This window comes from Shigella sp. FC1567, from assembly GCF_001743015.1.
Classification (GTDB): domain Bacteria; phylum Pseudomonadota; class Gammaproteobacteria; order Enterobacterales; family Enterobacteriaceae; genus Escherichia; species Escherichia coli.
Window position 1 is genome coordinate 1 of sequence record NZ_MIIV01000061.1, and the last position, 10,601, is coordinate 10,601.

The window sequence follows — 10,601 nt, forward strand, 5'->3', positions numbered from 1 at the left end:
ACACTGGAGCGTCTTCTGAGCCTGCTGTCGGCCTTTGAGGTCGTGGTATGGATGACGGATGGCTGGCCGCTGTATGAATCACGCCTGAAGGGAAAGCTGCACGTTATCAGCAAGCGTTACACTCAGCGCATTGAGCGACATAATCTGAATCTGAGACAACATCTGGCAAGGCTGGGACGGAAGTCACTGTCGTTCTCAAAATCGGTGGAGCTGCATGACAAGGTCATCGGGCATTATCTGAACATAAAACACTATCAGTAAGTTGGAGTCATTACCCGCTGCGCTTTATTTTACAACTCTGTCTGGCGGGCCTGGCGCTGTTTATTCTCGTCCAGCTCGCAAAACTCTACGCCCGACACAAACATGTGGATCTGTCTGCTTCGCGCCGCAGCCCGCTTACTCACCCAAAAAATGAAGGATAGAACGATGTCGCAACATTATTCAGTGTCATGGAAAAAAGGACTGGCTGCACTCTGCTTACTGGCTGTTGCCGGGCTTAGCGGCTGCGATCAAAAAGAGAATTCGGCGGCAAAAGTGGAATACGACGGACTTTCGAACAGCCAACCGCTGCGCGTCGATGCCAATAACCATACGGTAACCATGCTGGTGCAAATTAATGGTCGTTTCCTCACCGACGACACTCGTCACGGTATTGTGTTTAAAGATGGCTCCAACGGACATAAATCGCTGTTTATGGCTTATGCGACCCCGAAAGCATTTTATGAAGCCCTGAAAGAGGCAGGTGGTACGCCGGGCGAAAACATGACGATGGATAATAAAGAAACGACTCATGTCACAGGCAGCAAACTGGATATTTCGGTCAACTGGCAAGGGGCGGCAAAAGCGTATTCCTTCGATGAAGTGATTGTTGACAGTAATGGCAAGAAACTGGACATGCGCTTTGGCGGTAATTTAACGGCAGCAGAAGAGAAGAAAACGGGTTGACTGGTGTGTCTGGATAGCTGCCCGGTCGGCATCGTCAGCAATGCAACATACACTTATGGTGCGGTGGAAAAACGCGGCGAAGTGAAATTCAAAGGCAATGCCTCAGTTCTCCCGGCGGATAACACGCTGGCAACGGTTACCTTTAAAATCACCGAATAAAGCCAGGATAAAGGATGATGAAGATGCAATCGCGTAAAATCTGGTACTACTGTATAACCCTCATCATCCTGTTGTTCGCTATGCTGCTCGCATGGGCGCTGCTTCCCGGCGTCCATGAGTTTATCAATCGCAGCGTTGCGGCGTTTGCCGCCGTGGACCAACAGGGTATAGAACGCTTTATTCAGTCTTACGGCGCACTGGCGGCAGTTGTCTCGTTCTTGTTGATGATTTTACAGGCCATTGCTGCACCGCTACCTGCGTTTTTGATCACCTTTGCCAATGCGTCGCTGTTTGGCGCGTTCTGGGGCGGCTTGCTGTCGTGGACCAGTTCGATGGCCGGCGCGGCGCTGTGCTTTTTTATCGCCAGAGTGATGGGCCGCGAAGTGGTGGAAAAATTAACCGGCAAAACCGTGCTTGACAGTATGGACGGCTTTTTCACTCGCTACGGCAAACACACCATCCTGGTCTGTCGGTTATTGCCTTTTGTCCCTTTCGATCCAATCAGCTATGCTGCCGGTCTGACTTCAATACGTTTTCGCTCGTTTTTTATCTCCACCGGGCTTGGTCAATTACCGGCGACTATTGTTTATTCCTGGGCGGGCAGCATGTTAACAGGCGGTACTTTCTGGTTTGTCACCGGACTGTTTATTCTGTTTGCCCTGACCGTGGTGATTTTTATGGCGAAGAAAATATGGCTTGAGCGCCAGAAGAGGAATGACTGATGGGTTTACCGCCGCTTAGCAAAATTCCTTTCATTTTACGTCCGCAGGCGTGGCTGCATCGTCGCCATTACGGCGAGGTGCTAAGCCCGATTCGCTGGTGGGGGCGGATCCCGTTTATCTTTTATTTGGTGTCAATGTTTGTTGGGTGGCTGGAGCGCAAACGCTCACCGCTCGATCCGGTAGTGCGATCGCTTGTCAGCGCGCGCATTGCGCAAATGTGCCTGTGTGAGTTTTGTGTGGATATCACCAGTATGAAAGTCGCCGAGCGTACCGGCAGCACCGATAAACTGCTGGCAGTGGCTGACTGGCGGCAAAGCCCGCTCTTTAGCGATGAAGAACGGCTGGCGCTGGAGTACGCCGAAGCCGCAAGCGTCACACCGCCAACAGTCGATGATGCCCTGCGTACCCGACTGGCTGCGCATTTTGACGCTCAGGCGCTCACCGAACTGACGGCATTGATCGGCCTGCAAAACCTGTCGGCTCGTTTTAATTCTGCCATGGACATTCCCGCTCAGGGGCTGTGCCGTATTCCGGAAAAACGTTCTTAAGGAGAGAAGATGCGCCATTGTGGGTGGTTGCTGGGATTGTTATCGCTGTTTTCTTTGGCAACACATGCCAGTGACTGGCAGGAAATTAAAAATGAGGCCAAAGGGCAAACCGTCTGGTTTAACGCCTGGGGCGGCGATACCGCAATTAACCGCTATCTCGACTGGGTTAGCGGCGAGATGAAAACCCATTACGCTATAAACCTGAAGATTGTTCGTCTCGCGGATGCCGCAGACGCGGTGAAGCGCATTCAGACCGAAGCTGCTGCCGGTCGTAAAACGGGCGGCTCGGTGGATCTGCTCTGGGTGAACGGCGAAAACTTCCGCACCTTAAAAGAGGCCAATTTATTACAAACGGGCTGGGCGGAGACTCTGCCCAACTGGCGCTATGTCGACACACAGCTGCCGGTGCGGGAAGATTTTTCAGTGCCGACACAAGGTGCGGAATCGCCCTGGGGCGGCGCACAACTGACGTTTATCGCCCGCCGCGATGTTACGCCACAGCCACCACAAACGCCGCAAGCCTTACTGGAGTTTGCTAAAGCCAATCCCGGCACGGTTACTTATCCGCGCCCACCGGACTTTACCGGCACGGCGTTTCTTGAACAGTTGCTGATTATGCTGACGCCAGATCCCGCCGCATTAAAAGAAGCGCCGGACGATGCGACTTTCGCCCGTGTCACTGCGCCCTTGTGGCAATATCTTGATGCACTGCATCCGTATTTGTGGCGCGAAGGAAAGGATTTCCCGCCTTCGCCCGCGCGGATGGATGCTCTGCTGAAAGCCGGCACATTGCGCCTGTCGCTGACCTTTAACCCCGCGCATGCGCAGCAAAAAATCGCCAGCGGCGATTTGCCGGCAAGCAGTTACAGTTTTGGCTTTCGCGAGGGGATGATTGGCAACGTGCATTTCGTCACCATTCCAGCCAACGCGAATGCCAGTGCTGCGGCGAAGGTAGTTGCCAATTTTCTGCTCTCACCCGATGCGCAACTGCGTAAAGCAGATCCCGTTGTCTGGGACGATCCTTCTGTTCTCGATCCGCAAAAACTGCCTGACGGGCAGCGCGAAATATTGCAATCAAGAATGCCGCAGGATCTGCCGCCGGTACTGGCTGAACCGCACGCAGGATGGGTGAATGCACTGGAACAAGAATGGTTACGCCGTTACGGTACGCATTAATCTTTTTGCTGTGGGCGATGGTGGCGGTGATTTATGCACCGCTGATCCCGGCAGCTCTCACGCTGATATCGCCTGCGTTGTCGTTGACACACTGGCAGGCGTTATTTGCCGATCCACAGTTACCGCATGCATTACTGGCAACGCTGGTGTCGACAACCATCGCGGCGGTCGGGGCATTGTTGATTGCCCTGCTGGTGATTGTGGCGCTATGGCCTGGGCCGAAATGGCAGCGTATGTGCGCCCGTCTGCCGTGGCTGCTCGCCATTCCCCATGTGGCTTTTGCCACCAGCGCCCTGCTGCTCTTTGCTGACGGAGGGCTGCTATATGACTATTTCCCGTATTTCACTCCGCCAATGGACCGATTTGGCATCGGTCTGGGCCTCACCCTTGCAGTGAAAGAAAGCGCATTTCTGCTGTGGATCTTAGCGGCAGTATTGAGCGAAAAACGGCTGTTGCAGCAGGTCATTGTGCTGGATTCGCTGGGCTACAGCCGCTGGCAATGCCTGAACTGGCTGCTGTTGCCCTCCGTCGCGCCTTCGCTGGCAATGGCGATGCTGGCGATTGTTGCCTGGTCGCTTTCGGTCGTGGATGTGGCGATTATTCTTGGGCCAGGTAATCCACCGACGCTGGCAGTAATTAGCTGGCAGTGGTTAACTCAGGGCGACGCGGATCAACAAACGAAAGGCGCACTCGCCAGTCTGCTGCTGATGCTGTTACTCGCCGCCTACGTTTTGCTGAGCTATCTGCTATGGCGCAGCTGGCGGCGCACTATTCCCCGCGTAGATGGCATTCGCAAGCCTGCCACACCTTTATTACCAGGCACTACGCTGGCGAGTTTTTTACCCTTAACCGGTGTGCTGTGTGTGGTTCTGCTGGCGATCCTCGCGGATCAGTCGACGATCAATAGTGAAGCACTCATCAACAGTCTGACAATGGGGCTGGTAGCAACATTCATCGCTTTGCTCCTGTTACTGCTGTGGCTGGAATGGGGGCCACAGCGTCGCCAGTTGTGGCTATGGTTGCCCATTCTATTGCCCGCTCTGCCACTGGTGGCGGGCCAGTACACGCTGGCGCTATGGCTGAACCTGGATGGAAGCTGGACGGCGGTGGTCTGGGGGCATCTGCTGTGGGTAATGCCGTGGATGCTGTTTATCCTGCAACCCGCCTGGCAGCGCATTGATTCACGGTTAATTTTGATTGCGCAAACACTGGGCTGGTAGCGGGCCAAAATCTTCTTTTACGTGAAATGCACACTCATGTTGCGCCCTGTGCTGATTGCCTTCGCGGTGGGATTTTCAGTCAGTATTGCGCAGTATATGCCGACGCTGTGGCTGGGCGCGGGGCGTTTTCCGACGCTCACCACTGAGGCGGTGGCATTAAGCAGCGGCGGCAGCAACGGTATTCTCGCCGCCCAGGCTTTATGGCAACTGTTGTTACCGCTTATTATTTTTGCCCTGACCGCGTTAGTCGCAAAATGGGTAGGTTATGTCAGACAAGGACTCCGCTAATGCTCTGCGTGAAAAATGTTTCGCTACGTTTACCAGAAAGCCGCTTGCTGACAAACGTTAACTTTACGGTTGATAAAGGTGACATCGTCACGTTAATGGGGCCGTCTGGCTGTGGAAAATCCACTCTGTTTTCATGGATGATTGGTGCACTGGCTGGACAGTTTTCTTGTACAGGTGAGCTATGGCTCAATGAGCAACGGATTGACATGCTACCCACCGCACAGCGTCAGATTGGCATTCTTTTCCAGGATGCACTGTTATTTGACCAGTTCAGCGTCGGGCAAAATTTACTGCTGGCGCTACCGTCGACGCTCAAGGGGACTGCCAGGCGCAATGCCGTGAAAGACGCGCTTGATCGAGCGGGACTGGCTGAAACTTATCACCAGGACCCTGCGACATTATCAGGCGGTCAGCGAGCGCGGGTGGCCCTGCTGCGCGCCCTTCTCGCTCAGCCAAAAGCGTTACTCCTGGATGAGCCATTCAGCCGTCTTGATGTGGCTCTGCGCGATAATTTTCGCCAGTGGGTGTTCAGCGAAGTTCGCGAACTGGCGATCCCCGTCGTTCAGGTAACGCACGATCTCCAGGATGTTCCTGCTGATAGTTCTGTTCTGGATATGGCGCAGTGGTCAGAAAATTACAACAAACTGCGATAACGCAAAGTTTTTCTCAATGCGTCAGTTCAGAATGGCGCACTCAAAACTACAATGTCGGGATTTTCGATGAAACGTGTTTCTCAAATGACCGCGCTGGCAATGGCTTTAGGGCTGGCTTGCGCTTCTTCGTGGGCCGCTGAACTGGCGAAGCCTCTTACACTTGACCAGCTTCAACAACAAAATGGCAAAGCGATAGATACTCGCCCCAGCGCGTTTTATAACGGCTGGCCACAAACCTTAAATGGCCCTTCTGGTCATGAACCTGCCGCCTTAAACCTCTCTGCCAGCTGGCTCGACAAAATGAGCACCGAACAGCTCAACGCGTGGATCAAGCAACATAACCTGAAAGCCGATGCCCCGGTGGCGCTGTACGGTAATGACAAAGATGTCGACGCCGTCAAAACGCGACTGCAAAAAGCAGGTTTTACGCATATCTCCATTCTGAGTGACGCGCTAAGCGAACCTTCCCGTCTACAAAAACTGCCGCACTTTGAGCAGCTGGTTTATCCGCAATGGCTGCACGACCTGCAACAAGGTAAAGAGGTTACGGCGAAACCTGCCGGTGACTGGAAAGTCATTGAAGCGGCCTGGGGCGCTCCTAAGCTTTACCTTATCAGCCATATTCCCGGTGCTGACTACATCGATACCAACGAAGTGGAAAGCGAACCGCTGTGGAACAAAGTTTCTGATGAACAACTAAAAGCGATGCTGGCAAAACACGGCATTCGCCATGACACCACGGTCATTCTGTACGGGCGTGACGTATACGCTGGAGCGCGTGTGGCGCAAATTATGCTCTACGCAGGCGTGAAAGATGTGCGTCTGCTGGATGGCGGCTGGCAAACCTGGTCCGACGCGGGACTGCCTGTTGAGCGAGGAACGCCACCGAAAGTGAAAGCGGAACCGGATTTCGGCGTGAAGATCCCGGCACAACCGCAGTTGATGCTCGATATGGAACAGGCCCGTGGACTGCTGCATCGCCAGGATGCATCGCTGGTGAGCATTCGTTCGTGGCCAGAATTTATCGGTACGACCAGCGGTTACAGCTATATTAAACCAAAAGGTGAAATAGCCGGAGCACGTTGGGGACACGCTGGTAGCGACTCGACGCATATGGAAGATTTTCATAACCCGGATGGCACCATGCGCAGCGCCGATGATATTACCGCTATGTGGAAAGCGTGGAATATCAAACCAGAGCAGCAAGTTTCATTCTACTGCGGCACCGGCTGGCGCGCGTCCGAAACCTTTATGTACGCACGCGCCATGGGTTGGAAGAATGTTTCCGTGTATGACGGCGGCTGGTACGAATGGAGCAGCGATCCAAAAAATCCGGTAGCAACCGGTGAACGCGGCCCGGACAGTAGCAAATAACATTGCAATTACTGACGCTGGAGCGACTTCAGCGTCAGATACCCACTCCACACCCGCGTAAAGGTCGTCATCCAGCACAACGCACCGAAGATCCACGCAAACCATGCAGGGAATAAACATCCCAGCACAAACAGTAAGATCGTTTCTGTGCCTTCGGTTAATCCCCCCAGATAGTAAAACGACTTATGTGCATAACCGGGGTTATCAATCTGATGTTTTGCTGCCAGTGCAGCAAAGGCGAGAAAACTGCTGCCCGTGCTGATAAACGCAAACAACAACCAGCCGCCTGCCAGCGCATTTTGCTCCGGTGCAGCAAGAATAAAGCCAAACGGCACCAGCGCGTAAAAGAGAAAATCGAGAGAAATATCAAGAAAGCCGCCCGCGTCGGTAAGCTCTCTGCGCCGCGCCAGCGCACCGTCCAGACCATCAAGCAGCCTGTTCAACAAAATGACGACTAGCGCCGCCAGATACCAGCCCAGCGCCAGAAACGGCAGAGCCAGCACGCCGATGGCAAATCCCACTAATGTTAAACCATCTGGCGTAATGCCCGGTTTATCAAGAACCCGCACGCACTGATGCAACAACGGTTTAATCCGGGGATGAAGATGGCGGTCTAGCACAGGCACTCCTTAAATATAAAGCCTTTCTGATTGAGCAACAGTGCGGATATTATGGCATTTTTCGCTTATCTGCCCGTGTGTAATTTATGAAAATGATTGAAGTTGTTGCCGCCATCATTGAACGTGATGGCAAAATTTTACTCGCGCAACGCCCCGCCCAGAGCGATCAGGCGGGATTATGGGAGTTTGCCGGTGGTAAAGTCGAGCTGGATGAAAGCCAGCAGCAGGCACTGGTGCGTGAGTTAAACGAAGAATTGGGCATCGAAGCAACTGTGGGTGAGTATGTTGCCAGCCATCAGCGAGAAGTTTCGGGCCGGATTATCCATCTTCATGCCTGGCACGTACCCGACTTCCACGGGACGTTACAGGCACATGAACATCAGGCGCTGGTCTGGTGCTCACCTGAAGAGGCGCTGCAATATCCGCTGGCCCCTACTGACATTCCACTATTAGAGGCGTTTATGGCTTTACGCGCCGCCAGAGCAGCGGATTAGTGCTAAGGGTTTTGTCATCCCGCTGGCATTGCAGCAGTATTTCTTCGGCTTTAATTACCGCCCCTTCAGAATAATTTTGATCCTGATAAACGCAGCACTGAGTACAGGGCTGCGCTGACTGCCCGCCTGAACTGAACACTTCTGGCGGTACGTTTACCTCCACGTCCGGACGATAATGCGGGTTAGCCAGTGCAATTAATGGAAATGCTAATACTACGGCGAACAATGCTCGACTCACAGGGAACTCCTTAACGTTATTGTCTCTGCAACTGATAACGGTAGCCGGGTGGCAAAACTTTAGCGTCTGAGTTATCGCATTTGGTTATGAGATTACTCTCGTTATTAATTTGCTTTCCTGGGTCATTTTTTTCTTGCTTACCGTCACATTCTTGATGGTATAGTCGAAAACTGCAAAAGCACATGACATAAACAACATAAGCACAATCGTATTAATATATAAGGGTTTTATATCTATGGATCAGACATATTCTCTGGAGTCATTCCTCAACCATGTCCAAAAGCGCGACCCGAATCAAACCGAGTTCGCGCAAGCCGTTCGTGAAGTAATGACCACACTCTGGCCTTTTCTTGAACAAAATCCAAAATATCGCCAGATGTCATTACTGGAGCGTCTGGTTGAACCGGAGCGCGTGATCCAGTTTCGCGTGGTATGGGTTGATGATCGCAACCAGGTACAGGTCAACCGTGCATGGCGTGTGCAGTTCAGCTCAGCCATCGGCCCGTACAAAGGCGGTATGCGCTTCCATCCGTCAGTTAACCTCTCCATTCTCAAATTCCTCGGCTTCGAACAAACCTTCAAAAATGCCCTGACTACCCTGCCGATGGGCGGTGGTAAAGGCGGTAGCGATTTTGACCCGAAAGGTAAAAGCGAAAGCGAAGTGATGCGTTTCTGCCAGGCGCTGATGACCGAGCTTTATCGTCATCTGGGCGCGGATACTGACGTTCCGGCAGGTGATATCGGCGTTGGTGGTCGTGAAGTCGGCTTTATGGCGGGGATGATGAAAAAGCTCTCCAACAATACCGCCTGCGTCTTCACCGGTAAGGGCCTTTCATTTGGCGGTAGTCTTATTCGCCCGGAAGCTACCGGCTACGGTCTGGTTTATTTCACAGAAGCAATGTTAAAACGCCACGGTATGGGTTTTGAAGGGATGCGCGTTTCCGTTTCTGGCTCCGGCAACGTCGCCCAGTACGCTATCGAAAAAGCGATGGAATTTGGTGCTCGTGTGATCACTGCGTCAGACTCCAGCGGCACTGTAGTTGATGAAAGCGGATTCACGAAAGAGAAACTGGCACGTCTTATCGAAATCAAAGCCAGCCGCGATGGTCGAGTGGCAGATTACGCCAAAGAATTTGGTCTGGTCTATCTCGAAGGCCAACAGCCGTGGTCTGTACCGGTTGATATCGCCCTGCCTTGCGCCACCCAGAACGAACTGGATGTTGGCGCCGCGCATCAGCTTATCGCCAATGGCGTTAAAGCCGTCGCCGAAGGGGCAAATATGCCGACCACCATCGAAGCGACTGAACTGTTCCAGCAGGCAGGCGTACTGTTTGCACCGGGTAAAGCGGCTAATGCTGGCGGTGTAGCAACGTCAGGCCTTGAAATGGCGCAAAACGCTGCGCGCCTGGGCTGGAAAGCCGAGAAAGTTGACGCACGTTTGCATCACATCATGCTGGATATCCACCATGCCTGTGTTGAGCATGGTGGTGAAGGTGAGCAAACCAACTACGTGCAGGGCGCGAACATTGCCGGTTTTGTGAAGGTTGCCGATGCGATGCTGGCGCAGGGTGTGATTTAAGTTGTAAATGCCTGATGGCGCTACGCTTATCAGGCCTACAAATGGGCACAATTCATTGCAGTTACGCTCTAATGTAGGCCGGGCAAGCGCAGCGCCCCCGGCAAAATTTCAGGCGTTTATGAGTATTTAACGGATGATGCTCCCCAGGGAACATTTCTTATGGGCCAACGGCATTTCTTACTGTAGTGCTCCCAAAACTGCTTGTCGTAACGATAACACGCTTCAAGTTCAGCATCCGTTAACTTTCTGCGATAGCAGCAGATATGCCGGTAATGCTGCCAACTTACTGATTTAGTGTATGATGGTGATTTTAAGGTGCTTGCGTGGCTTCCATTTCCATCAGATGTCCTTCCTGCTCCGCTACTGAAGGCGTGGTGCGTAACGGCAAAAGCACTGCCGGACATCAGCGCTATCTCTGCTCTCATTGCCGTAAAACATGGCAACTACAGTTCACTTACACCGCCTCTCAGCCCGGTACGCACCAGAAAATCATTGATATGGCCATGAATGGCATCGGATGTCGCGCCAGTGCACGCATTATGGGCGTTGGCCTCAACACGGTTTTACGTCACTTAAAAAACTCAG

Annotated in this window: 11 protein-coding genes and 4 pseudogenes; 12 read left to right on the plus strand and 3 right to left on the minus strand. The window is 52.9% G+C overall.

Annotated features, from left to right (window positions below; genetic code table 11):
• The 9 genes and pseudogenes from BHE85_RS05080 to ynjE form a co-directional block, all read left to right on the plus strand.
• On the plus strand, window positions 1–261 hold a 261-nt coding region (locus tag BHE85_RS05080), incomplete at its 5' end, for an IS1 family transposase (RefSeq protein WP_000317683.1).
• 17 nt (window positions 262–278) lie between these two features.
• Window positions 279–422 (plus strand): annotated as a pseudogene (locus BHE85_RS05085) (TVP38/TMEM64 family protein); the annotation flags it as partial.
• Between the two features lie 4 nt (window positions 423–426).
• Window positions 427–1,104: pseudogene (gene ydjY, locus BHE85_RS05090) on the plus strand (lipoprotein YdjY).
• 14 nt (window positions 1,105–1,118) lie between these two features.
• A complete protein-coding gene (locus tag BHE85_RS05095; RefSeq protein ID WP_000977119.1) occupies window positions 1,119–1,826 on the plus strand; it encodes a TVP38/TMEM64 family protein in 708 nt (235 codons plus the stop codon).
• A complete protein-coding gene (locus BHE85_RS05100) occupies window positions 1,826–2,374 on the plus strand; it encodes a carboxymuconolactone decarboxylase family protein (protein ID WP_000524080.1) in 549 nt (182 codons plus the stop codon). The genes BHE85_RS05095 and BHE85_RS05100 overlap by 1 nt, the downstream gene beginning before the upstream one ends.
• A 9-nt stretch (window positions 2,375–2,383) precedes the next feature.
• Window positions 2,384–3,550 carry an ABC transporter substrate-binding protein gene (locus tag BHE85_RS05105; protein WP_001215336.1) on the plus strand — a complete coding sequence of 389 codons (1,167 nt, stop codon included), beginning with the start codon at window positions 2,384–2,386 and terminating at the stop codon, window positions 3,548–3,550.
• A pseudogene (locus BHE85_RS05110) lies at window positions 3,523–5,058 on the plus strand (ABC transporter permease family protein). The gene BHE85_RS05105 and the pseudogene BHE85_RS05110 overlap by 28 nt, the downstream one beginning before the upstream one ends.
• Window positions 5,058–5,711 carry an ATP-binding cassette domain-containing protein gene (locus BHE85_RS05115; RefSeq protein ID WP_001299561.1) on the plus strand — a complete coding sequence of 218 codons (654 nt, stop codon included), beginning with the start codon at window positions 5,058–5,060 and terminating at the stop codon, window positions 5,709–5,711. The pseudogene BHE85_RS05110 and the gene BHE85_RS05115 overlap by 1 nt, the downstream one beginning before the upstream one ends.
• A 66-nt stretch (window positions 5,712–5,777) precedes the next feature.
• On the plus strand, window positions 5,778–7,085 hold the full coding sequence (gene ynjE, locus BHE85_RS05120; protein WP_001297658.1) for a thiosulfate sulfurtransferase YnjE: 1,308 nt from the start codon (window positions 5,778–5,780) through the stop codon (window positions 7,083–7,085).
• A gap of 8 nt (window positions 7,086–7,093) precedes the next feature.
• On the opposite strand, the gene BHE85_RS05125 is transcribed toward ynjE, so the two are convergent.
• The gene (locus BHE85_RS05125; protein WP_004983358.1) at window positions 7,094–7,705 is read right to left on the minus strand and encodes a CDP-alcohol phosphatidyltransferase family protein; all 612 of its coding nucleotides are present in this window, start codon (window positions 7,703–7,705) and stop codon (window positions 7,094–7,096) included.
• Window positions 7,706–7,791: 86 nt separating this feature from the next.
• Between BHE85_RS05125 and nudG the strand changes: the two genes are divergently transcribed.
• A complete protein-coding gene (nudG, locus tag BHE85_RS05130) occupies window positions 7,792–8,199 on the plus strand; it encodes a CTP pyrophosphohydrolase (RefSeq protein WP_000781878.1) in 408 nt (135 codons plus the stop codon).
• Here nudG and BHE85_RS05135 read toward each other — a convergent pair.
• A complete protein-coding gene (locus BHE85_RS05135; protein ID WP_039064106.1) occupies window positions 8,165–8,437 on the minus strand; it encodes a YnjH family protein in 273 nt (90 codons plus the stop codon). The two genes, nudG and BHE85_RS05135, sit on opposite strands and share 35 nt — an antisense overlap.
• Before the next feature lie 235 nt (window positions 8,438–8,672).
• On the opposite strand from BHE85_RS05135, the gene gdhA reads away from it, so the two are divergent.
• The gene (gene gdhA / locus BHE85_RS05140) at window positions 8,673–10,016 is read left to right on the plus strand and encodes an NADP-specific glutamate dehydrogenase (RefSeq protein WP_000373056.1); all 1,344 of its coding nucleotides are present in this window, start codon (window positions 8,673–8,675) and stop codon (window positions 10,014–10,016) included.
• Window positions 10,017–10,132: 116 nt separating this feature from the next.
• Here gdhA and BHE85_RS27220 read toward each other — a convergent pair.
• Window positions 10,133–10,288, minus strand: a pseudogene (locus tag BHE85_RS27220) (DUF1266 domain-containing protein); the annotation flags it as partial.
• Between the two features lie 51 nt (window positions 10,289–10,339).
• Here BHE85_RS27220 and BHE85_RS05150 point away from each other — a divergent pair.
• On the plus strand, window positions 10,340–10,601 hold a 262-nt coding region (locus BHE85_RS05150), incomplete at its 3' end, for an IS1 family transposase (RefSeq protein WP_146628063.1).